Origin of the sequence: Mesorhizobium sp. M0028 (assembly GCF_040323855.1) — a bacterium.
Taxonomy (GTDB): domain Bacteria; phylum Pseudomonadota; class Alphaproteobacteria; order Rhizobiales; family Rhizobiaceae; genus Mesorhizobium.
The window spans coordinates 112,433-134,276 of sequence record NZ_JAMYVG010000002.1; the positions used below are offsets into that span (position 1 = coordinate 112,433).

Sequence of the window (21,844 nt, forward strand, 5' to 3'; positions counted from 1 at the left end):
CAAAAACGCAATGGGCAGCGCCAATTTCATCCTGGTGATCAACCTGTTCGTTGCCGGGCTGCTGGCGGCGGCCTTCATGACGATCGCCGTCTATGGCGCAGGACGGGTGTCGGCGCGCTGGCTTGCGTTCGGCTATGTACTGGGCATGGCCTATTTCGCCATCGAATTCAGCATCCCTGCCTTCGACAATGCACGACCGCTGGTTGTTGCAGCCTTTGCCGCTTTCCTTGGCGCTACCGTCGCCTTCAATGGCGGGCTTGCCCATAAATACGGCGTTTCGCGCCCTTGGCCGCCGATGCTCTTCTTCCTGGTCTTCGCCACCGTGGCGGTCTACGTCGTACAGGACCTGCAACGTCAATCCTTTGTGCGCATGGCGGCCTACCAGTTTCCCTATGCGGCCATGCAATTCACCGGGCTGACGATCGTCTTGTCGTCCAGGCAAAGACGCGAGCGGCTCGACTATATGCTGATGGCTGTCCTGGCAGCCAGCACCTTGCAGTTCGCCAGCAAACCCTTCATCGCCCATACGCTTGGCGGCTGGGGCGCCAACCCGCAATCTTATGCGCAGACCAGCTACGCGTTGGTGTCGCAGTCTATCGGCACCGTGTTCGGCCTGGCGCTTGCGCTGGTGACGTTGGCTATCCTGGTCCGCGACGTGCTCGCCGAGGCGACGTCGAAATCGGAAACCGATACGCTTTCACGGCTGCTCAACCGTGGCGGCTTCGAGCGCCATGCCGAGATCGCACTGCGCGACGCCATGCGGCGGGCTGTCTCGGCGGCACTGGTCATTGCCGATCTCGACCATTTCAAGCGCATCAACGATACGTACGGCCACGCGTCCGGCGATCGGGTCATCGAGACCTTTGCCGGTTTTCTCCGCGATGCCGCGGCCGACCATCATGTCGCCGGCCGGATCGGCGGCGAGGAATTCGCTATTTTCCTGCCGGGGACCAATCTAGCCGCCGCCCGGCTCTTTGCCGAGGGCACGCGTACCGCCTTCGGTGCCACGCCCATCGACTGCCTGCCGGCGGATCATCGCTGCAGCGCCAGCTTCGGCATTGCCGAGCTTGGTCCGGGCGAAAGCTTTTCCGACCTGCTGCGGCGCGCCGACAAAGCGCTCTATCAGGCGAAGGGCAGCGGCCGCGATTGCGTGCGTGTCTCGGCCGGGCCGGCTGCTGCCCAGCCGGCGCCGGCGACAAACGGCAGCGCGGCCGTCAGCGGCACGGGCTGAGCTCCGGCATCTCGCCGTCGGAGAGGCCGTACATATAGCTGCGGCCCTTCACGAAAACCGGCGGCCTGTAGCAGTCGCCGTTTCGGACCTCATCCGAGTCGTTTTCATAGATCACCTCGGGCTGGCCGGCGCTGGTGTAGTCGGACAATTCCTTGGCCAGCTTGCCCTCGCCGACGAGGATGCGCTTGTAGCCAGCGGCGCTTTCGATGACTAGGTTGCCGAAGGAATCGGCATAGACGCGGTCGTGGTGGCGCGTTCCGGCGAATGCCGGTGCGGCGATGCCGACGGCGAGCGCCGCCAATAGGAACCCACGAAGGCACGATCTTGCTGAATTCGAATGCATGGCGAGCTGCTCCATTGCTGAGAGGCAAGCCTCCTCGAATCAGAAATTAACCTTTTATTAACCTTTGTTAAGAGGGCAACCGCCGCCGCTGCGAGGTCTCGGAAAACATGGTTAATATTCGAGCGGCCACCGGCCATCATTCGGCCATGCTTGTTCCCACCATCGCCGGCATCGAGCGCGACTCAAAAAGCATGAAATCCGGCGGCTTGCCGGGGCATCGCGGCCGGTTTCGAGGCGCGGGGAAGCAGCATATGAGATTACGCCGCACGTTTCGAATAGCGCTGGCCGTCTCCTCGCTGCTGGCTGCCGCCGCCTGCACGCCGCAGACCAGTGCGTCCAAGCTCGGGAATACAGTGGCCGCTTCTGTCGCGATCACTCCAACCGAATCGACACCGCAGCCGCGCACGGCGACCTACAAATGCGCCGACGGGAGCATGATGACCATCGAGAATCTCGGCACGTCGGTGCGTGTGCTCGGCCCGGACGGCACCAGCGCCGAGCTGCCGGCCTCACCGGCCAATCAGACCAGCCGTTACGGCGAGGCGCATGACGCAATCGTGATCGACGGGCGTGACGCGCTGGTGATGAAGGGCGGTGCCTCACCGGTGGCCTGTAAACGCTGATCGACCCGGTGCGGCAGCCATATTTTGCAGTGCAGCGACATTGTGCCGGCTCAAGGCCACAGCCCTAATCGATTGAAGCTGAAACCTTCGCTTTCATCAGACTAAATTACGTTTTCAAAACGGTTTTCCGGCTTTGACGCGGTGCAAAAAGAGCATTAGAAACCGGCTGTCCGAAGTCGCAACCGGAAGCGGTAATGCCGCATTTCCACCTGAGGCTCCAGAGACGCCGAACTGGGGGAGCCATGAGCAAATCACCAGCCACCCGCGAATTTACCAGACGTGAACGGCCGCTTTCGCCGCATCTGACCGTCTATCGGCCGCCGATCACCATGACGATGTCGATCGTCCACCGCATCACCGGCGGGGCGCTCTATTTCGGCACGCTGCTGGTCGCGCTGTGGCTGATGGCGGCGGCGAGTTCGGAGGCGACCTTCAATGCCGTCAACTGGGCCTTCGGCTCGTGGCTCGGGCGGCTGGTGCTGTTCGGCTACAGCTGGGCGCTGATGCACCACATGCTGGGCGGCGTGCGCCATCTTATCTGGGACACGGGGGCCGGGCTGGAAAAGCATACGGCCTCGAGGATCGCCTGGGCGACGCTGGCCGGCTCGGTCACGCTGACGCTGCTGATCTGGATCGCCGGCTACATGGCGCGGGGGAGCCTGACATGACCGGCAAAAACACCGATATGCGCACGCCGCTGGCCAGGGTCCGCGGCCTCGGTTCGGCCCGCGAGGGCACCGGCCATTTCTGGCGCCAGCGGCTGACGGCGATCTCCAACATCCCGCTGGTCCTGTTCTTCGTCGGCTTCCTGATCGCACTCAACGGCGCCAGCTATCTCGAGGTGCGCGCCGCACTTGCCAATCCGTTCGTGGCACTGGTGCTGGCGCTGGTGCTGCTGTCGGTGCTCTACCACATGCGGCTCGGCATGCAGGCGATCATCGAAGACTATGTGCATGGCGAGGGCACCAGGCTGGCGTTGCTCGCGCTCAACACATTCTTTCCCGTAGTCGTCGGCGTCGCCTCGGTCTTCGCCCTGCTTAAACTGGCATTTGGAGGCTGATTTTTGGCCAAGGACGCGAAGAACGCCAATACGGCTTCCGCCTATAGCTATGTCGACCACAAATTCGACGTCGTGGTCGTCGGCGCCGGCGGTGCCGGCCTGCGCGCCACGCTCGGCATGGCCGAGCAGGGCCTGCGCACCGCCTGTATCACCAAGGTGTTCCCGACGCGCTCGCACACGGTCGCCGCTCAGGGCGGCATCGCCGCCTCGCTCGCCAATATGGGCCCCGACAACTGGCAGTGGCATCTCTTCGACACGGTCAAGGGCTCGGATTGGCTGGGCGATACCGACGCGCAGGAATACATGGTGCGCGAGGCGCCGGCGGCGGTCTACGAACTCGAACATTACGGTGTGCCCTTCAGCCGCACCGAGGACGGGAAAATCTACCAGCGCCCGTTCGGCGGCATGATGATGAATTTCGGCGAGGGGCCGCCGGTGCAGCGCACCTGTGCGGCCGCCGACCGCACCGGCCATGCCATGCTGCACACGCTCTACGGCCAGTCGCTGAAGCACAATGCGCAGTTCTTCATCGAGTATTTCGCGCTCGACCTGATCATGGAGCCGGACGGCACCTGCACCGGCGTCGTCGCCTGGAACCTCGACGACGGCACCATCCACCGTTTTTCGGCCAAGATGGTGGTGCTGGCGACCGGCGGCTATGGCCGCGCCTATTTCTCGGCCACCTCGGCGCATACCTGCACCGGCGATGGCGGCGGCATGGCCGCACGCGCCGGCCTGGCGCTGCAGGACATGGAGTTCGTGCAGTTCCACCCGACCGGCATCTACGCCGCCGGCTGCCTGATCACCGAGGGCGCGCGCGGCGAGGGCGGCTATCTCGTCAATTCCGAAGGCGAGCGCTTCATGGAGCGCTATGCGCCGTCGGCTAAGGACCTTGCTTCGCGCGACGTGGTCTCACGTTGCATGACGCTGGAGATCCGCGAAGGCCGTGGTGTCGGCCCGAAGAAGGACCACATCTTCCTGCATCTCGACCATCTCGACCCGGCCGTGCTGCACGAGAGGCTTCCGGGTATTTCGGAATCGGCAAAGATCTTTGCCGGCGTCGACCTGACCAAGGAGCCGATCCCGGTGCTGCCGACCGTCCATTACAATATGGGCGGCGTGCCGACCAATTACTGGGGCGAGGTGCTCAACCCGACCGCCTTGAACCCGGACCAGGTGTTGCCCGGGCTGATGGCCGTCGGCGAGGCCGGCTGCGCCTCGGTGCACGGCGCCAACCGCCTGGGTTCGAATTCGCTGATCGACCTGGTGGTGTTCGGCCGTGCGGCGGCGATCCGGGCCGGCAAGGTGATCGACCGCACATCGGCGATCCCCTCGCCAAACGAGGCCGCCGTCGAAAAGATCATGGACCGCTTCGACCGGCTGCGGCACGCCAACGGCTCGACGCCGACAGCGGTTTTACGCGAAAAGATGCAGAAGGCGATGCAGGAGGACGCTGCGGTGTTCCGCACCCAGGAATCGCTGGAAAGCGGCTGCAGGCGCATTTCGCAGATCTGGGGTGAACTCGGCGACGTCAAGGTGTTCGACCGCTCGATGATCTGGAACTCCGACCTGGTCGAGACGCTGGAGCTGGAAAACCTGATGGCCAACGCTATCACCACCGTCTATGGCGCCGAAGCGCGCAAGGAAAGCCGCGGGGCGCACGCGCGGGAGGACTTTTCGGCCCGCGACGACGCGAACTGGCGCAAGCACACGCTGGCCCGGCTCAACGAGGCCGGCGAGGTGGCGCTCAGCTACCGGCCGGTGCACACCGAGACGCTGCTCAAGGAGGCAGACGGCGGCATCAATCCGGCCAAGATCGCGCCAAAGGCCAGGGTGTATTGATCATGGCGCTGGCGGCAGCTGGATATTCCGGCACGCCCCTTCCGGCCAAGCTCGGCCTGAAGGACGGGATGATTGCCGCCTTCGTCGCCCTGCCGCCCGAACTCGACGATCTGACCGACGCCGTCGACTTTGCCCACGTCGACCGGCTGGCTGACTGGTCGGCGATCTCTGGCGTTCATGAGAAATACGATGCCGTGCATGCTTTCGCCCGGCGGCGTGTCGAAATCGAGGACCGTCTTGGCGACGTAGAAGCGGCGATTAAGCGGCACGGCATGGTTTGGGTGTCGTGGCCAAAGAAGGCATCGAAAGTGCCGACCGACGTCACCGAGGACGTTATCCGCCCCGAGGCGCTGAAGCTCGACCTCGTCGACGTCAAGGTCGCCGCCATAAACGGGATCTGGTCCGGGCTGAAGCTCGTCATCCGAAAGGACCTGAGATAATGGTCGAACTCACGCTTCCGAAAAACTCGAAGATCATGGCCGGAAAAACCTGGCCGAAGCCGGAGGGCGCGACCAACCTGCGCGAATACCGCATCTATCGCTGGTCGCCGGACGATGACGAGAACCCGCGCATGGACACGTATTTCGTCGACATGGACGATTGCGGGCCGATGGTGCTCGACGCGCTGCTCTGGATCAAGAACAAGATCGACCCGACGCTGACGCTGCGCCGTTCCTGCCGCGAAGGCATTTGCGGCTCCTGCGCCATGAACATCGACGGGTCGAACACGCTGGCCTGCACCAAGGGCTGCGACGACATTTCCGGCGCGATCAAGGTCTACCCGCTGCCGCACATGCAAGTGGTCAAGGACCTTGTGCCCGACCTCACCAATTTCTACGCCCAGCACGCCTCGATCGAGCCGTGGTTGAAGACGGTGTCGCCCGAGCCGGCCAAGGAATGGCTGCAGAGCCATGAGGACCGCGAAAAGCTCGACGGGCTCTACGAGTGCATATTGTGCGCCTGCTGCTCGACCTCCTGCCCGAGCTACTGGTGGAACGGCGAGCGCTATCTCGGCCCGGCGACGCTGCTGCAGGCCTATCGCTGGCTGATCGATTCCAGGGACGAGGCAACGGGCGAGCGGCTCGACAATCTCGAAGACCCGTTCCGGCTCTATCGCTGTCACACGATCATGAACTGCGCCCAGACCTGCCCCAAGGGGCTCAACCCGGCCAAGGCGATCGCCGAGATCAAGAAGATGATGGTGGAGCGACGGGTTTAGCAGCAGATGAAGCAGCTACCTGCCGATTTTTCATCTGACGCCGTCGCGGCGATCCGGGCGCGACTCGATGTCGTGCGAACGCAAGGCGTGACGATCCTGTTCGCCATCGAAAGCGGCAGCCGCGCCTGGGGGGTTCCCGTCTCCCGACAGCGACTATGACTGCCGTTTCGTCTATGTCAGGCCGGCATCGGATCACCTTGTGTTGGAACAGGCACGCGACGTGATCGAATTTCCCATCGAAGGCGAGATCGATGCCGGCGGCTGGGATCTGCGCAAGGCCTTGCTGCTCGGGCTCGGCGGCAATGCCGTCATCGTCGAATGGGCAAAATCATCAATCGTCTACGAAGAGGTCACGGGATTTCGGCGGCGCCTTCTCGACCTGCTTACCGAGATCGTCGATCCGGCAAAAGTAGCGCGTCACTATCTCGGCCTGGCGCGTTCACATGTTGCCAAGATCGGCAGCTTTTCCGGCGAGGTGAAGCTGAAGAAGCTGTTCTATCTCATTCGACCATTGGTCGCGTTGGACTGGATGGAGCAGCGCGGCCTCGCCGGCCTACCGCCGATGAACCTTGGCGAGTGCATCGACCAGATCGAGATGCCAGTGCAGGCAAGCGATGAAATCCGCAGCCTGATCGACCGCAAAAGCCAGACGCGGGAAATGGGGACCGGTCTCATCCCGACGGCGATCGCGCGCTATCTTGAGGCGCGCTATGGTCACCACGAAATGAACCTTGCCGGCGTGATCCGGGATGAAGCCCGCCAGGCGCGAAACCGTGTCCTTGCAACCGACTTTTACCGCCGGGAGGCTGAACTTCAATGAGCGATGAGCTTCCCATCCTCTCCCCCATCGAGGCGCGTGTGCTCGGCTGCCTGATCGAGAAGAAGGAGCTGACGCCCGACGTCTATCCGCTGACGCTCAATGCGGCACTTGCCGCGGCCAACCAGAAGACGGCGCGCGAGCCGGTAATGTCGGTCGAGCTTGCCGAGGTTAGAAGGGCGCTTGGCCAGCTCGAGCAGAAGGGCCTGGTCAGGCAGGTGTTCGCGTCGCGCGTCGAGCGCTATGAGCATGTCGTGGCGCAGCGCTTTTCCCTGACCTCGGCGCAGATCGCGCTGCTCGGCCTGTTGCTGCTGCGCGGCCCGCAGACGGCCTATGAATTGCTGGCGCGAAGCGAGCGCATGGCACGGTTGCCGTCGATCGACGAGCTTCGCGGCAATCTCGATCTGCTGATCGGCCGCAGGCCGCCGCTGGTGCAGCAGATCGACCGCGGCCCGGGCCAGCGCGAGGACCGTTATGTCCAACTGCTCAGCGGGCCGGTGCAGCTGTCGGCTGCCGCGGCGCCCCAGCAATCGCCCTTGCCGGCCTCGAATCTGGAAATGCGCGTGCAGGCCCTCGAGCAGGAGGTCGCGGCATTGCGCGCCCGCCTCGACGCGCTGACCGGCGAGGGGCACTGAATCGCGACCTCATCTCCTGCTGTGGACGCCGCTCGCCTCGCCTCCCGGATCGACCAGCCGCAACTGCCGGCCATTCAACTGCCAGCTCAGCGAGACCGGCTTCAGGTCGCCGGCGCCGAACTTCCAGGTGCCGGTCAGATCGGGCCGGCAGCCATTGACGGATTTGTAGGTTCCGGCCTTAGGCGTGAAGACCAGCGTCGAGCCGTGCACGGTCGTCGTGCCCGTCTTCAGCGTCAGCGACTGGATCTGGCCGCAGCCGTCGACCAGCGAGGATTCGAACAGCGCATATTGCGTGCGCCCGTTGGCGCCGAAGGTGAAGGAGATGCTGCCGCCGCTGCCCGGCGCACAGTGGCCGAGCGTCGTGCAATAATCGCCGCTGGCGACTGCAAAGCCCCATTTGCACCCCATTTGCCGACAAGTGCTGGTGGTATCGAGCCCTGGCGCGAACGGGCTGTCTGCCCCTTGCCTTGGCCGGCGGCATCGGCCGGGCCGACGGCCAGGCAACCGGTCAGGCCCGCCAGTGTGACAAAAACCGCCAGGCGCGCGGGTGAGGAGCCGGTCAGCATCCCTTGCTCGCGATAAGCTTGTGCAGATGGGCAAGCCGCGTGGCTATGACATTGTTGACGATCGCTGTTTTGCCAGGCGGTGCCATGCCGCCATATTTCTTCGGCGAAGGCCCATGGTTCCTGGCCTCCTCGTAGCCGGCGGCCTGTTGCCGCAACTCGGCACAGGACATGCCGGCATATTTCGCCTGCTCCTGCGGGCTGATGACACCCGATTGCGCCATGCCGATGGAGTTTGCCGCCGCCATGCCGCCGAGGCCGACAGCCGCGGAAATCGGATTGAGGCCGACGCAGCCGGAAAGGCCAAGGCACAGCATCGGCGCCGCCAAAAAGGCATATCGCAGGCTCATGGCTGACGCTCCCCGATGCGTGGTGGCAGCTTTAGGTCGCGATCATGGGTGGCGGTTTTTCCGAGCGCAAGCGACAGGAGATAGACGCGCGGATTGAAGCCCGCCGAGGCGAGCGCCGACAGCGTCCTGAGCAGTTGCAGGTGATACATCGAACCCCCTTGTGGTGGTCATTGCCGATGGATTTCCGGTTTTGGAAACGGGCTGCAAACTACGTCCGATGAGACAAGCCGGCTTGGACGAGACGGCCCTAAAAACGGCCTAAACGGCCCTGTATTGACGTTTCAGGGGGCTCGGCGCATATCAGCGCGCTCTCGGGCTGGGGGATGCCGATGAATGCGACGACCTCGTTCAGGCTGATGACGGACGCGTTTCCGGAGCAAGATCGCGTCGAGGTGATGCGCGAGGTCTACGGCCGCACGGTCCTCAAGGTCGAGCTCGATCCGCTCGCACCGACGCGTGTCGACATGAAAGTGCGTGCGCTGCCCGGCCTCGGCATTGCCACCGGCACTTCCTCGGAATTCCGGGCGCATCACTCGATGCCGCTGATCGACAGCGACGACCTCATCCTGTTGGCGGCGCTCGATGGCGCGAGCGTCATGAAGCATCGCGGCCGCGAGGAACCGATCGGCAACGGCCGGGCGCTGATGATGAGCGGCGAAGAGGTCGGCCTCAACCTCATCCAGCCCGGCGGCATGCGCTTCGTCAATATGAGCTTCTCGCTGAGGCAGCTTTCGCCGCTGATCGGCGATCCGGCTTCGGTGCTTATGCAGCCGTTGCCGACCACGAGCGGGGCGATGCGGCTGCTGCTCGACTATGTCCAGTCGATCCAGGATGCAGACGATGCGCTGACGCCGGAAACCTGGCAGCTGGCCGCGACTCACATTTTCGACCTTGCCGCGCTTGCCATGGGGGCGACCAGGGATGCCGCCGAAATTGCGCGTGGCCGCGGCGTGCGGGTGGCGCGACTGCGCGCCATCAAGGCCGATATCCTCGCCCATGGCGGGCACGGCGAGCTGTCGGCCGACGACATCGCCGCCCGCCACCATCTCTGCGCCCGCTATGTGCGAAAACTGTTCGAGAGCGAAGGCACGTCGCTGTCGGACTTCATGCTGCGCCAGCGGCTAGTGCGCGCGCATCGCATGCTGGGCGATCCTTCTCATGCCGACCGCAGCATCACGGCAATCGCCTTCGATGCCGGCTTCAACGACCTTTCCTATTTCAACCGGGCGTTCCGCCGGCGCTATGACGCGACGCCGTCGGACGTGCGCGCTGCGGCCTTAAAGAACTGACATTGGGTTACGCCCGGGCATGATGGGAGCCCGTGGGGCCCCCGACTCTCAAGACTGGGTTCCTCCCCCACCGCGAAGCGGGGGAGAGGTGGCCGCGAAGCGGGGGAGAGGTGGCCGCGAAGCGGCCGGAGAGGGGGCTTCATAGAGCGCGGTTCCCCTCTCCCTGGGGGGGGGGGCGGCCCCCCCCCCCCCCCCCCGGGGGGGGTTGGGGGCGCCGCGCGGGGGGGGTCGGGGCCCCCCCCCCCGCCCGGAGAGGGGGCTTCATAGAGCGCGGTTCCCCTCTCCGTCTCGGCTTCGCCGAGACACCTCTCCCCACTGTCGTGGGGCGAGCAACCCAAGCTGGAATAAAGCCGCGATCTTCCCTCTATCCTGCCAGCCCCCCGCAAGGGAGATCGGATGGCCGCTATGCTGTCGCCAATCATCGACCGGCTGTTCGATGCAGGTTTGCTTACGGCTCACCCGAGACTGGCGTCGAGCGATACTTTGATGGCGCCGAGCGCTTTCGAGACTGGGCATTCGGCCTTGGCCTTTTCGGCCAGTTCCTTGAACTTGGCGGCATCGATGCCCGGCACCTTGCCGACCAGCGTGATCGCGCTGCCGGTGATGCCGGTGCCGGGGACCAGCGTTACCACGGCCTTGGCGTCGAGCTCGGCAGCCGGAGTGCCGTTCTCGGCGAGGAAATGCGAAAGCTGCATGGCGTAGCAGCCGGCATGGGCGGCGGCGATCAGCTCTTCCGGGTTGGTGCCGGATTTGCCGCTCTCGTCCTCAAAACGCATCTTGGCAGAATAGGGCGTACCTTTCAGCGTCCCGCTCTGGGTTTCGAGCGTGCCTTTGCCTTCCTTGAAAGTGCCTTTCCAAACGGCGTTGGCGGTGCGGTCCATCAATTCCTCCTTGATTGTCGTGATTGAGCCCGTGATCGGCATCCAGTCGACTATAGCGCGCGCTGGAGCGAAGGCCACCCGCGCTTTCGTATCGGCGGCAGCGTGACACATCATGGTCACGCAAAAAATCGCTCGGGAAAAAAATCGCGAAAAAAATATGCGTGCAAAAATGTCGACTTCCATCTGTCCCGGCCGTCCTGCGGGCGGCCATGGAATTGGTGGCTGGATGGAGGATCACATGAACAATCTGTTTTCTGCTCACTGGACAAACACCAGCCACAGGGCCGGTGAACAACAAGCCGACTGGTCGCGCCTGCCGCCTTCCGGCTTCGGCCGGCTGCTTGCGGCGATTGCCATTATCGGGATTGCGGTGTCCTTTCTGGATTATGCAGCGGGGCTCGATCATACAGCGGGCAAAGGCCCGGCCGAGATTTCCCTAGCCTCGGCTGCCGCTTCAACCCAGGAATGGAGGTAAAGATGAAATACGTTTGCCTGGTCTACGGCGAAGAAAAAGATCTCTACGCAATGACGCCTGCGAGGCTGGCCAAGCTCGACGCCGATTCGCTGGCCTATGACAGGTCGGTGGCGCAAAGCGGCCGGCTGATCATCGCGCAGGCGCTGCAATCGGTGCAGACGTCGAAGACCGTGCGCCAGCGCAAAGGCAAGCGGCTGGTCACGGACGGCCCCTTCGCCGAGACCAAGGAGCAGTTGCTCGGTTTCGTCATGATCGAGGCCGGGGACCTCGACGAGGCGCTGGAGATCGCCGGCGGCATTCCGCTGGCAGAAATCGGCACGATCGAGGTGCGGGCGATCTACAATGTGCCGGGGTCGTAGAGATGTCGGCGGCCGGCGACTGGCGCAGGCTTTCGTTTTCTTCAATTGACGCAACTTTTGCGTGTTGAAGCGAAACGACACTTCTCTTATCGTCGCCTGAGATTGGGGATCTTGGGCATGCATATATTGATTGCTGCAATCGGCCTGCTGGGGGCAGCGGCGTTCTGGTGGTACCGGCTGAAGACCATGAACGACGCGGCGCGTGAGGTTGCCGACGTCGTTGGCCGCGTCCAGGGCAATGTCCGCCGCAAGAAACTGCGCAAGCAGGCGGCGCTCTCGCCGTTGACGGCGATCGACGATCCGGTCGTGGCGGCGGCGACGCTGATCACCGCCATTGTTTCCGAGCATGGTCCGGTGCTGCCGCAACGCGAAGCTGCCATTCGATCGGTGATCTCGGAGATTGCCGACAAAAAGCAGACCGATGAAGCGGTGATCTACGCCAAATGGGCGGCCTCGCAAATCGACGATGCCACGGTCGTCATCGACAAGCTGGCACCGTTCCTGCGCGAACGCCTCGACGCGGCTGAAAGGAACGATCTGCTACAGATGGTCAGCCGTGTCACGGAAGTCGGCGGGCAAAGCCAGCAGATTTCCGACCAGCGCATGCTCCGGCTGCGCCAGAAGCTCGGTTTCGAGGTCAATTAGGGTGTGCTGATATTCAGGTGATGCCGGCCTGCAAAGGGTGGCTTCCTGCGCTTCCTATTCTCACGTACCCAAACGCACGCTCCGCTCCGGTTCTCGGAAGCCACTGTTGGTCGCTTCGCGCCCCGTCTTCGACTCCGGCTCGGCCTGACCTGAATCTCAACACATCCTGGCATGTCTGTGAGATGGATCAGATCGCCTCGCCCTTCAACAGCTTCGGCGTGTCGCCGGACAGACCCGACGCCTGGCGGATGAAGAACCCCTTCAGCCGCGGCATGCGTTCGACAAGGCCAAGACCGACGTCGCGCAACGTACGCAGCGGGCCGAAATCGTTGGAAAACAGCCGGTTCAGCACATCGGTGGTGATGCCCATCTGCACCGTGTCGAAGCGCCGCCATTGCTGGTAGCGCTCAAGCACGTCGAGCGCGCCGATGTCCCGGCCGAGCCGGTCGGCCTCGACCACCACCTCAGCAAGTGCCGCCACGTCCTTGAAGCCCAGATTGAGGCCCTGGCCGGCGATCGGGTGGATGCCGTGGGCGGCGTCGCCGGCCAAGGCGATGCGCGGCGCGACGAAGGCGCGCGCAATGGTCAGCCCGAGCGGCCAGGCGCGGGGCTTGTCGGCGATATGGATTTCGCCGAGCTTGAGGCCAAAGCGGTGCTCGAGCTCATACTCCAGGACCAGGGTGTCGCCCGCGACCAGCTTTTCGGCATCCTGCGACCGTTCGACCCAGACGATCGACGAACGGTTGGTGCCGTCCTTGCCCGGCTTGAGTGGCAGCGTGGCAAAGGGGCCGGCCGGAAGAAAATGCTCTTCGGCGCGGCCGTTGTGCGGCCGCTCATGCGCCACCGTGCAGACGATGCCGGACTGGCCATACTCCCATTTCACCGTTTTGATGCCGGCCATGTCGCGCAGCTTCGAGTTGACGCCGTCGGCGGCGACCAGCAGCCGCGCCTTAAGCGTCGCGCCATCGGCAAGATGCACGGTGATGCCGGCGCCGTTGGTATCGAAGGCGCTGACGGCGACGCCCTCGATGATGCCGATGCCGAGCTGTTCGGCGCGCCGGCGCAAGGCGCCGTTCAAATCCTTGTTGGCGACCATATGCGCAAAGGGTTCGCCGGGCGCGACCTCGCCGTCGAAGGTGAGGAACACCGGACGGACCGGATCCGTTGTGCGCGAATCGGTGACGATCATTTCGGTGATCGCCTGCGCCTCCGGCGCGATCTCGTTCCAGACGCCGAGCTGGTCGAGCATGCGGCACGCGGCGGCTGCAATCGCCGAGGCGCGGCCGTCCTTCTGCCAGACGCCGGCGGGTGCTGCGTCGACGACGGCAACGGCGAGGCTCGGCCGCGCCTGCTTCAGCGACACGGCGGCGGCCAGGCCGATATAGCCGGCGCCGGCGACCAGAACGTCGAGCGAATTTTTGCTGTCCACCATGGCAATTCCTTTCGCAGCCTGACTGTCGCCGGGCATTCCGCCCTTGACTGCCCGCTGTTCCTGTCGGAAACCGCCATGGTAATTTTGCGGCGAGGTCAAGATGACGGCAGCCATGGACGAGCTTCTCGGCATTCTCGACCTCGAGCAGCTGGAACACAACCTGTATCGCGGTCGCAGCCCCAAGCTCGACTGGCAGCGCATCTTCGGCGGCCAGACCATCGCCCAGGCGCTTGTCGCCGCGCAGCGAACGGTCGAGGCCGAGCGCCATGTGCACTCGCTGCATGGCTATTTCATGCGACCGGGCGACACCAAGGTGCCGATCATCTACGAGGTCGACCGCATCCGTGACGGCGGCTCCTTCACCACGCGCCGCGTCGTCGCGATCCAGCACGGCCAGGCGATCTTTTCGCTGGAAGCCTCATTCCAGCAGGATGAGGTCGGCCTGGAACATCAGGTGCCGATGCCGCAGGACGTGCCGGCGCCCGACACATTGCTGTCGCAGCGCGAATTGCTGGGCAAGTTCGGCGAAGCCGTGCCCGATGGCATCAAGCGCTATTGGGAGCGCGACCGGCCGATCGAGATGAAGCCGGTGATGCTGAAGCATTACACCAGCCGGGAAAAGCTCGAGCCGAAGCAGAACATCTGGATCCGCACCACCGGCCCGGTGCCGGCCGACCGCGCCACGCAGGCGGCCGTGCTCGCTTACCTCTCCGACATGACGCTGCTCGACACCTCGACCTTTGCCCATGGCCGCGCCATTTTCGATCGCGACATCCAGGCAGCGAGCCTCGACCACGCCATGTGGTTCCATCGCAGCCATCCGCTCGACGACTGGATGCTGTACACGCAGGACAGCCCGTCAACGCAAGGATCGCGTGGCTTTACCCGCGGCTCGCTGTTTGCCCGCGACGGCACGTTGATCGCCTCGGTTGCCCAAGAAGGACTCATCCGGCTGAAGCGGCCGCCTGCGGAGTAGGCATTTTTTTAAATTTGCCTATTTTTTAATCAGTTGCATTGCCGCGACTGTGAACAGGCAGCCGACAAACCTTCCCGATTTCCTTGTTTAACAACAGCTTAACACCCTGCTTCGGCAATTGGCACGGAGCTTGAATCCTAGCGGGCACTCTCCGGCTCTCATGGGGATCGGCGAAGTCGTGCAAACGCGGGGACCCGCAACAGCAAAGGGTGAAACCTTATGAAGATCGTGATGGCAATCATAAAGCCGTTCAAGCTCGACGAGGTGCGCGAGGCGCTCACCGCAGTCGGCATCCAAGGCCTGACCGTCACCGAAGTAAAAGGCTACGGACGTCAGAAGGGGCACACGGAAATCTATCGCGGAGCGGAATACGCGGTCAGCTTCCTGCCGAAGATCAAGATCGAAGTCGCGGTCGCCGTCGACATGGTCGACAAGGCCGTCGAAGCCATCACCGCGGCGGCCAAGACCGGCCAGATCGGCGACGGCAAGATCTTCGTTTTCGGCATCGACCAGGCGGTGCGCATTCGCACCGGCGAAACAGACACCGACGCGCTTTGAGCCGCGGACACGTATTCCAATGGAGAGTTCAATGAATATTCCTTCCACCTTGAAGATAACGGGACGCGCGGCCGTTTTGGGTTCGCTCGCTCTCGCTGCACTGGGCACGGTTGCTGCGTTCGCTCAGGAAGCGGCTCCGGCAGCACCGGCAGCGGCGCCGGCATTCACCGTCGACAAGGGCGACACGACGTGGATGATGATCTCCACCATTCTGGTGCTGCTGATGACCATTCCCGGCCTTGCCCTTTTCTACGGTGGCCTGGTTCGCGCCAAGAATATGCTGTCGGTGCTGATGCAGGTCTTCACCATCACCAGCGTGGTCATGATCGTCTGGGTTTTCTACGGCTACAGCCTGGCCTTCACCCCCGGCAACGCCTTCGTCGGTGGCCTTTCCAAGATGTTTCTGGCCGGCGTCGACGTGACGACGGTGTCCGAAACCTTCACCAAGGGCGTGGCCATTCCCGAACTGGTGTTCGTCCTCTTCCAGATGACCTTCGCCTGCATCACGCCTGCCCTGATCGTCGGCGCCTTCGCCGAACGCATCAAGTTCTCCGCCGTGATCCTTTTCACCATCCTCTGGGTCACCTTCGTATACTTCCCGATCGCTCACATGGTGTGGTTCTGGGGCGGCCCGAGCGCTTATAGCGATCCGTCGGGTCTCATCTTCGGCTTCGGCGCCATCGACTTCGCCGGCGGCACCGTCGTTCACATCAATGCGGGCATTGCCGGCCTTGTCGGCGCGCTGATGATCGGCAAGCGTATCGGCTACCAGAAGGACGTCATGGCGCCGCACTCGATGACGCTGACCATGGTCGGCGCCTCGCTGCTGTGGGTCGGCTGGTTCGGCTTCAATGCCGGTTCGAACCTGGAAGCGAACGCCTATGCCGTGCTGGCCATGGTCAATACGTTTGTCGCCACGGCGGCGGCGGCAGTGACCTGGATCGTGCTTGAAACGCTGCTGCGCGGCAAAGCATCCATGCTTGGCGCCGTTTCGGGTGCTGTCACCGGCCTCGTCGCCGTGACACCTGCCGCCGGCTTTGCCGGACCGATGGGCGCCATCGTGCTCGGTCTCGTCGCCACTTGCGTCTGCTACTTCTTCGTCTCGGTGGTGAAGAACAAGTTCGGCTACGACGACAGCCTGGATGTTTTCGGCATCCACTGCATCGGCGGCATCATCGGCGCGCTCGGCACCGGTATCCTGGTCAATCCCGCTCTCGGTGGCGCCGGCATCGTCGATTACTCGACAGCCGACTTCGCCGCCGGCTATGCCGGCACGGCCACCCAGCTGATGTCGCAGTTCAAAGGTGTGCTGGTGACAATCCTGTGGTCGGGTATCGGCAGCGCGATCCTCTACAAGATCGTCGACCTGATCGTCGGCCTGCGTCCGACAGCCGATGCAGAGCGCGAGGGGCTCGATCTCACCTCGCACGGCGAAGTGGCCTATCACCCGTAAGCTCGTCCGGGGCGGCCTCGGCCGCCTCGCGACGTCCCATCCCGTCGTGATGCTCCCGCAAGGGCTCACGCCTTGAGGCCCGGAAATCTTCCGGGCCTCTTTTTGTGCGCGGATGGCCGTGACGGCTCGATCACGATCGCTTGATCAAGGTGCTCGATCCGTCGGCGGCGTGAAACATCTGCCGCCGCGGCTCCAGCGTGCCCGCCATTTTCGCCGAGTCAGCGTGGTTGCCAATGCCTGTCGCAGGATCACCGCCGCGTTTGAACAGGAAGTCAGGCATGACATCCTGCGCCCGTTCCGCAGACGCAGGCTGCCCATGGTTAATGCGCCCTTAACCTTCCCGCCGCTAGTCTGACAGCCGAATCTGCCGTGTTGCGCGTCCGCGCCCGGCCGGGCAACGACAGACGAGGAAGAGCATGCGTTCAGGGGCTTCAGCACCGCTTGCGCTGGCCGATACGGGGCACGGCATCCGGGCGTTCGCGAGGCGCCAGGTCGGGCGGCTGGTCGGTGCCGGGCTGTTTGCTCTGGTTGGCTTCGGCGTCGCCGCCCTTGCCACCTGGAACGTCGCCGATCCGAGCTTCTCGCACGCCACCGATAATATCGTCACCAATGCAATGGGTTATGCCGGCGCCGTCTTTTCCGACATTGCCATGCAGTTCTTCGGACTCGCCGCCGTTGCGGCGCTGGTGCCGGCGGTGATCTGGGGATTTCTGCTGTTTACCGCGCGCGGCGTCGACCGGCTGCCGAAACGGGCGCTGGCCTGGTTCGGGTTTTCGCTGCTTGGCGCGGCAATTGCCGGCTGCGTGGTGCCGCCCAAGACCTGGCCGCTGCCGACCGGCCTCGGCGGCGTCTTTGGCGACATGGTGCTCAACATTCCCGGCCTGGTCATCGGCGGCTATCCGACCGGCCTCGTCGCCAGCGTGCTTGCCGTGCTCCTTGCAGCACCGGCGCTGGGGCTGTTTCTGTATGGTTCGGCGCTGATTTCACGCAAGAACGGCTTTGCCGTGCTTGATCAGCCCACTGCTGCCGATCCGCAGGACGACCTGCTTTTCGACAATGAAGAGGACGAGGGCGACGAAGGCATATTGGCGCTTGGCGCCATCACCCATTGGTGGCTGTCGCTGCGGGCCTATCTGCGTCGCCGCGCCGCGCGCCGGCGCGAGCGCGACGATTTCGAGCCGGAGATGGAGCCGCGGGCCAGCGCCTGGCGGCGGGCGGCAGAACGGGTCGAATCGGCCGAGTTCGCCGAGGCGCGGATGAGCCCGGGCGGGCGCGCCCGCGTCGAGCCGGAATTCTTCGCCGCCATGGTCAACGACCGCAGTGCCTCGATCGACCCCGACGATGCCGATGTCTTCGATAACGACGACAATGACGACGACATGGATTTCGCGCCCGAGCCGGCCGGCCAACGCCGCGCCGCGCCGACGGCGAAGGTGCAGAACTTCCGTTCCGATGCGGCGACACGCGTCGAGGCGCCGGCGCCGCGGCCGGCACCCGGCGCCCGGGTCCAGCGCGAGGCGCAGACCTCGCTGATCGGCTCGGAAAAATTCGAGATGCCGTCACTGCATTTCCTGTCGGAACCGAAGAACGTGGTGCGCGACGCCAGCCTGTCGAAGGACGCGCTGGAGCAGAACGCCCGCCTGCTCGAGGGCGTGCTGGAGGATTTCGGCGTCAAGGGCGAAATAATCCATGTGCGCCCGGGTCCGGTCGTCACGCTTTACGAGCTGGAACCCGCGCCCGGCATCAAATCGTCGCGGGTGATCGGCCTGTCCGACGACATCGCCCGCTCGATGAGCGCCATCGCCTGCCGTGTCGCCGTGGTGCCTGGCCGCAACGCCATCGGCATCGAATTGCCGAACGCCAGGCGCGAGACCGTCTATTTGCGCGAGATCATGGCCAGCCGCGATTTCGAGACCACCAAGGCCAAGCTGGCGCTGGCGCTGGGCAAGACCATCAATGGCGAGGCGGTCATCGTCGACATCGCCAAGATGCCGCACGTGCTGGTCGCCGGCACCACCGGCTCGGGCAAGTCCGTCGCCATCAACACCATGATCCTGTCGCTGCTCTACCGGCTGACGCCGCAGGACTGCCGGCTGATCATGATCGATCCGAAAATGCTGGAACTCTCGGTCTATGACGGCATCCCGCATCTTCTGACGCCGGTGGTCACCGATCCGAAGAAGGCGGTGGTGGCGCTGAAATGGACCGTGCGAGAGATGGAGGACCGCTACCGCAAAATGTCGAAGGTCGGCGTCCGCAACATCGACGGTTTCAACGCGCGCGTGCAGCAGGCCGAGAAAAAAGGCGAAAGGATCTCGCGCACCGTGCAGACCGGCTTCGACCGCCAGACCGGCGAGGCGATCTACGAGACCGAGAACCTCGACCTCGAGCCGATGCCCTACATCGTCGTCATCATCGACGAGATGGCCGATCTGATGATGGTCGCCGGCAAGGACATCGAAGGCGCAGTGCAGCGCCTGGCGCAGATGGCGCGCGCCGCCGGCATCCATGTCATCATGGCAACGCAGCGGCCGTCGGTCGACGTCATCACCGGCACCATCAAGGCCAACTTCCCGACCCGCATCTCCTTCCAGGTGACATCGAAGATCGACAGCCGCACCATCCTGGGCGAGCAGGGCGCCGAACAGCTGCTCGGCATGGGCGATATGCTCTACATGGCCGGCGGCGGCCGCATCCAGCGCGTGCACGGTCCCTTCGTTTCCGACGACGAGGTGGAGAGGATCGTCGCGCATCTGAAATTGCAAGGCGTGCCGGAATATCTCGACGCCATCACCGAGGATGACGACAAGGATGATGATGAGCCGTCGGGCAAAGGCAATGGCGGCAGTGGCGATGGCGGTAATTTCGAGGATTCCGACGATCCCTACGACCAGGCGGTCGCGGTGGTGCTGCGCGACGGTAAGGCCTCGACCAGCTACATCCAGCGCCGGCTCGGCATCGGCTACAACCGCGCCGCCTCGATCATCGAGAAGATGGAGAAGGAAGGCATTGTCGGCCCGGCCAACCATGCCGGAAAACGCGAAATCCTGGTGCCGACGGAGGACGACAAGTTCTAGAGCGCATCCGCGCCGGCAACTTTGAACCTCTCGGCGCGTTGCAACGGATGAGCGCTGCGCGCCCGCCAAACTTAAGCCCAACTGGGGGGCCAGACCAATATAACGAGCAAGCAATCAGATGATGGTGACCGGCATGAAAAACGCATCTTTCGCCCCGAGCAGGGATTTCGCCCCAACCCGCCGACAGGTGCTCGGCCTCGGTCTGGTCCTGGCCGGTGCCGCGGCCGTCAACGTCGTGCCCGGCTTCCAGCTGCTGGCGTCGGCGCAAGCAGCGGTTCCGGCGACGGCGCAGAAGATCGCCGATCATTTCTCCTCGGTCAAATCGATGAGCGGCGAGTTCGTGCAGTTCGGGCCAAAGGGCGAGCAGACCGGCGGCAAGTTCTTTCTGGAACGGCCGGGCAAGATCCGCTTCAACTATGACGGCGCCTCGAATTTCAGGGTGATTTCCGACGGCAAGTCGGTGGTCATCCTCAACAAGAAGCTGCGGACCTCCGACCTCTACCCGCTGTCGAAGACACCGCTGAAGCTGCTGCTCGACGACAAGATCGATCTGTCGGGCGGACGCGTCAGAAGCGTTAAGGAAGAAAACGATCTCACCACCATCCAGCTTGCCGACAAATCGGTGTTCGGCAATTCGAAGATCACCATGATGTTTGATCCGAAATCCTATGAATTGCGGCAGTGGACCATCACCGATGCGCAAGGCAAGGACACGACGGTGATGATCTTCAACACCAAGGAGGGCGTCAGTTTCGCGCCCGACACCTTTGCCATCGACTATACGGCCAACCGGGAACTGAACACCAAGTCGCGCTAAGGTGTGTCGATATTCAGGTGATGCCGGCCTGCAACGGCGGTTTCCTGCGCTTCCGGCCTTCGCCGGCCAAAGCACTCATGAGCGGTCGTGGCAGTTAAGGCTACGGCCGGCGTAGGCCGGTGCTCACGTACCCAAAAGTACGCTCCGCTCCGGTTCTCGGAATCCACCATTCTGGTCGCTTCGCGCCCGTCTTCGACTCCGACTCGGCCTGACCTGAATCTCAGCACACCTTGGGCTTGGTTCCTGTATTGATATTTCTGGAAAGTCATGGGCCGCGCCCCCAAGGCGCGGCCGGCTTGTTTTTGCGGTGCGCGGCTGGCAGTAGTTTCCGCGATTGACTTCCGTCGGGCCATCCGGCGGATCTTGCGTTGTCCGGAACCCCACGTGCCGTTTTCCGTCGCTACCTGGAACATCAACTCCGTCCGGCTGCGCATGCCGATCGTCGAGCGTCTGCTGGTCGAGCAGGCGCCGGACGTGCTCTGCCTGCAGGAAACCAAGGTTCCTGACGAATTGTTTCCGGAGAAGGCGTTCCGCAAGCTTGGCTACGAGCACATCGCCTTCCATGGCCAGAAGGGCTACCACGGCGTTGCGACGGTGGCACGGCGGCCGATCGAGGTGGTCGAAAAGCGCCGCTTCTGCGAGATCGACGACAGCCGGCATCTGTCGGTCACCGTCAAGGCTGGCGGCAAGGCGATCCTGCTGCACAATTTCTACGTGCCGGCCGGCGGCGACGAGCCCGACCCGGCCGTCAACCGGAAGTTCAAGCACAAGCTCGATTTTGTTGCCGAGATGAACGCCGTCCGCGCCGAGCATGACGAGGTTTCCGGCTCGATCCTGGTCGGCGATCTTAACATCGCGCCGCTCGAGCACGATGTCTGGTCGCACAAGCAGCTGCTCAACGTCGTCAGCCATACGCCGGTCGAGACGGAAAATTTCGAAGCGATGCGGCTCGCCGGCGACTGGGTCGACCTGATGCGGCTCAATGTGCCTTACGAGGAGAAGCTCTACACCTGGTGGAGCTATCGTGCACAGGATTGGCAGGCGTCAAATCGCGGCCGCCGCCTCGACCATATCTGGTCGTCGCCAAACCTGGTGCCGCAGTTTGCCGGCTATGAAATCCTGCGGCCGGCGCGCGGCTGGGAGCGGCCCTCCGACCATGTGCCGGTGATAGCGCGCTTCGATCTGGACTAGGATGTGCT

General features: G+C 63.7%; 26 protein-coding genes and 1 pseudogene. 20 read left to right on the top strand and 7 right to left on the bottom strand.

Features of this window, described 5'->3' with window-relative positions; genetic code table 11:
* The first annotated feature begins 10 nt into the window (after positions 1–10).
* On the top strand, positions 11–1,231 hold the full coding sequence (locus tag NKJ93_RS05535) for a GGDEF domain-containing protein (protein WP_352588038.1): 1,221 nt from the start codon (positions 11–13) through the stop codon (positions 1,229–1,231).
* Here the strand turns inward: NKJ93_RS05535 and NKJ93_RS05540 are convergent.
* A complete protein-coding gene (locus NKJ93_RS05540) occupies positions 1,215–1,574 on the bottom strand; it encodes a hypothetical protein (protein ID WP_031195239.1) in 360 nt (119 codons plus the stop codon). The genes NKJ93_RS05535 and NKJ93_RS05540 overlap by 17 nt on opposite strands.
* A 251-nt stretch (positions 1,575–1,825) precedes the next feature.
* Between NKJ93_RS05540 and NKJ93_RS05545 the strand changes: the two genes are divergently transcribed.
* The 9 genes and pseudogenes from NKJ93_RS05545 (at position 1,826) to NKJ93_RS05585 (ending at position 7,770) form a co-directional block, all read left to right on the top strand.
* Positions 1,826–2,197, top strand: coding sequence for a hypothetical protein (locus NKJ93_RS05545; protein ID WP_352588041.1), 372 nt, complete (start codon positions 1,826–1,828; stop codon positions 2,195–2,197).
* A gap of 242 nt (positions 2,198–2,439) precedes the next feature.
* Positions 2,440–2,865 carry a succinate dehydrogenase, cytochrome b556 subunit gene (gene sdhC / locus NKJ93_RS05550; RefSeq protein WP_023722703.1) on the top strand — a complete coding sequence of 142 codons (426 nt, stop codon included), beginning with the start codon at positions 2,440–2,442 and terminating at the stop codon, positions 2,863–2,865.
* Positions 2,862–3,257, top strand: coding sequence for a succinate dehydrogenase, hydrophobic membrane anchor protein (gene sdhD, locus NKJ93_RS05555; protein ID WP_352481038.1), 396 nt, complete (start codon positions 2,862–2,864; stop codon positions 3,255–3,257). Before sdhC ends, sdhD begins: the two co-directional genes overlap by 4 nt.
* Before the next feature lie 3 nt (positions 3,258–3,260).
* The gene (gene sdhA, locus NKJ93_RS05560) at positions 3,261–5,099 is read left to right on the top strand and encodes a succinate dehydrogenase flavoprotein subunit (RefSeq protein WP_352588044.1); all 1,839 of its coding nucleotides are present in this window, start codon (positions 3,261–3,263) and stop codon (positions 5,097–5,099) included.
* A 2-nt stretch (positions 5,100–5,101) separates the two neighbouring features.
* Positions 5,102–5,539, top strand: coding sequence for a DUF3052 domain-containing protein (locus tag NKJ93_RS05565; RefSeq protein ID WP_352494065.1), 438 nt, complete (start codon positions 5,102–5,104; stop codon positions 5,537–5,539).
* The gene (locus NKJ93_RS05570; protein WP_023722699.1) at positions 5,539–6,318 is read left to right on the top strand and encodes a succinate dehydrogenase iron-sulfur subunit; all 780 of its coding nucleotides are present in this window, start codon (positions 5,539–5,541) and stop codon (positions 6,316–6,318) included. The genes NKJ93_RS05565 and NKJ93_RS05570 overlap by 1 nt, the downstream gene beginning before the upstream one ends.
* A 6-nt stretch (positions 6,319–6,324) precedes the next feature.
* Positions 6,325–6,477 (top strand): DNA polymerase beta superfamily protein, encoded by a 153-nt coding sequence (locus NKJ93_RS05575; protein ID WP_352588046.1) that lies wholly within the window; start codon positions 6,325–6,327, stop codon positions 6,475–6,477.
* 31 nt (positions 6,478–6,508) lie between these two features.
* Positions 6,509–7,138 (top strand): annotated as a pseudogene (locus NKJ93_RS05580) (nucleotidyltransferase domain-containing protein); the annotation flags it as partial.
* Positions 7,135–7,770: a YceH family protein gene (locus NKJ93_RS05585; RefSeq protein ID WP_352588049.1), complete on the top strand. Its 636-nt coding sequence runs from the start codon at positions 7,135–7,137 to the stop codon at positions 7,768–7,770. The pseudogene NKJ93_RS05580 and the gene NKJ93_RS05585, both read left to right, overlap by 4 nt.
* Before the next feature lie 9 nt (positions 7,771–7,779).
* Here NKJ93_RS05585 and NKJ93_RS05590 read toward each other — a convergent pair whose 3' ends face one another.
* The 3 genes from NKJ93_RS05590 to NKJ93_RS05600 all read right to left on the bottom strand — a co-directional run bounded on the left by NKJ93_RS05590 (position 7,780) and on the right by NKJ93_RS05600 (position 8,832).
* The gene (locus tag NKJ93_RS05590; RefSeq protein WP_352588052.1) at positions 7,780–8,178 is read right to left on the bottom strand and encodes a hypothetical protein; all 399 of its coding nucleotides are present in this window, start codon (positions 8,176–8,178) and stop codon (positions 7,780–7,782) included.
* A gap of 151 nt (positions 8,179–8,329) precedes the next feature.
* Positions 8,330–8,683 (bottom strand): hypothetical protein, encoded by a 354-nt coding sequence (locus NKJ93_RS05595; protein ID WP_352481033.1) that lies wholly within the window; start codon positions 8,681–8,683, stop codon positions 8,330–8,332.
* Positions 8,680–8,832 (bottom strand): hypothetical protein, encoded by a 153-nt coding sequence (locus NKJ93_RS05600; RefSeq protein ID WP_352588055.1) that lies wholly within the window; start codon positions 8,830–8,832, stop codon positions 8,680–8,682. Before NKJ93_RS05600 ends, NKJ93_RS05595 begins: the two co-directional genes overlap by 4 nt.
* A gap of 180 nt (positions 8,833–9,012) precedes the next feature.
* Between NKJ93_RS05600 and NKJ93_RS05605 the strand changes: the two genes are divergently transcribed.
* The gene (locus NKJ93_RS05605) at positions 9,013–9,972 is read left to right on the top strand and encodes a helix-turn-helix transcriptional regulator (protein ID WP_352588058.1); all 960 of its coding nucleotides are present in this window, start codon (positions 9,013–9,015) and stop codon (positions 9,970–9,972) included.
* Between the two features lie 455 nt (positions 9,973–10,427).
* On the opposite strand, the gene NKJ93_RS05610 is transcribed toward NKJ93_RS05605, so the two are convergent.
* The gene (locus NKJ93_RS05610; protein ID WP_352588061.1) at positions 10,428–10,853 is read right to left on the bottom strand and encodes an OsmC family protein; all 426 of its coding nucleotides are present in this window, start codon (positions 10,851–10,853) and stop codon (positions 10,428–10,430) included.
* A gap of 112 nt (positions 10,854–10,965) precedes the next feature.
* Here NKJ93_RS05610 and NKJ93_RS05615 point away from each other — a divergent pair, with 112 nt between their 5' ends.
* The 3 genes from NKJ93_RS05615 to NKJ93_RS05625 all read left to right on the top strand — a co-directional run bounded on the left by NKJ93_RS05615 (position 10,966) and on the right by NKJ93_RS05625 (position 12,332).
* A complete protein-coding gene (locus NKJ93_RS05615; protein WP_352588064.1) occupies positions 10,966–11,328 on the top strand; it encodes a hypothetical protein in 363 nt (120 codons plus the stop codon).
* A gap of 2 nt (positions 11,329–11,330) precedes the next feature.
* Positions 11,331–11,687: a YciI family protein gene (locus NKJ93_RS05620; RefSeq protein WP_352588067.1), complete on the top strand. Its 357-nt coding sequence runs from the start codon at positions 11,331–11,333 to the stop codon at positions 11,685–11,687.
* Positions 11,688–11,804: 117 nt separating this feature from the next.
* Positions 11,805–12,332 carry a hypothetical protein gene (locus NKJ93_RS05625; RefSeq protein WP_023722688.1) on the top strand — a complete coding sequence of 176 codons (528 nt, stop codon included), beginning with the start codon at positions 11,805–11,807 and terminating at the stop codon, positions 12,330–12,332.
* Between the two features lie 187 nt (positions 12,333–12,519).
* On the opposite strand, the gene NKJ93_RS05630 is transcribed toward NKJ93_RS05625, so the two are convergent.
* A complete protein-coding gene (locus NKJ93_RS05630; protein WP_352588407.1) occupies positions 12,520–13,764 on the bottom strand; it encodes a ubiquinone biosynthesis hydroxylase in 1,245 nt (414 codons plus the stop codon).
* A 100-nt stretch (positions 13,765–13,864) separates the two neighbouring features.
* Here NKJ93_RS05630 and tesB point away from each other — a divergent pair, with 100 nt between their 5' ends.
* From tesB to NKJ93_RS05645, 3 genes are all read left to right on the top strand, one after another.
* Positions 13,865–14,740 (top strand): acyl-CoA thioesterase II, encoded by an 876-nt coding sequence (tesB, locus tag NKJ93_RS05635; RefSeq protein ID WP_023722686.1) that lies wholly within the window; start codon positions 13,865–13,867, stop codon positions 14,738–14,740.
* 219 nt (positions 14,741–14,959) lie between these two features.
* Positions 14,960–15,298, top strand: a complete 339-nt coding sequence (locus tag NKJ93_RS05640) for a P-II family nitrogen regulator (RefSeq protein WP_023679755.1) — start codon at positions 14,960–14,962, stop codon at positions 15,296–15,298.
* A 31-nt stretch (positions 15,299–15,329) separates the two neighbouring features.
* Positions 15,330–16,751 (top strand): ammonium transporter, encoded by a 1,422-nt coding sequence (locus tag NKJ93_RS05645; RefSeq protein WP_352481028.1) that lies wholly within the window; start codon positions 15,330–15,332, stop codon positions 16,749–16,751.
* 130 nt (positions 16,752–16,881) lie between these two features.
* Here NKJ93_RS05645 and NKJ93_RS05650 read toward each other — a convergent pair whose 3' ends face one another.
* The gene (locus NKJ93_RS05650; protein ID WP_352588070.1) at positions 16,882–17,031 is read right to left on the bottom strand and encodes a hypothetical protein; all 150 of its coding nucleotides are present in this window, start codon (positions 17,029–17,031) and stop codon (positions 16,882–16,884) included.
* A 136-nt stretch (positions 17,032–17,167) separates the two neighbouring features.
* On the opposite strand from NKJ93_RS05650, the gene NKJ93_RS05655 reads away from it, so the two are divergent.
* From NKJ93_RS05655 to NKJ93_RS05665, 3 genes are all read left to right on the top strand, one after another.
* Entirely contained in the window at positions 17,168–19,828 is a 2,661-nt protein-coding gene (locus tag NKJ93_RS05655; protein WP_352588073.1) for an FtsK/SpoIIIE family DNA translocase, read from the top strand.
* A gap of 133 nt (positions 19,829–19,961) precedes the next feature.
* Positions 19,962–20,645: an outer membrane lipoprotein carrier protein LolA gene (locus NKJ93_RS05660; protein WP_352481025.1), complete on the top strand. Its 684-nt coding sequence runs from the start codon at positions 19,962–19,964 to the stop codon at positions 20,643–20,645.
* Positions 20,646–21,029: 384 nt separating this feature from the next.
* The gene (locus tag NKJ93_RS05665) at positions 21,030–21,836 is read left to right on the top strand and encodes an exodeoxyribonuclease III (protein WP_352588076.1); all 807 of its coding nucleotides are present in this window, start codon (positions 21,030–21,032) and stop codon (positions 21,834–21,836) included.
* Positions 21,837–21,844 lie beyond the last annotated feature (8 nt).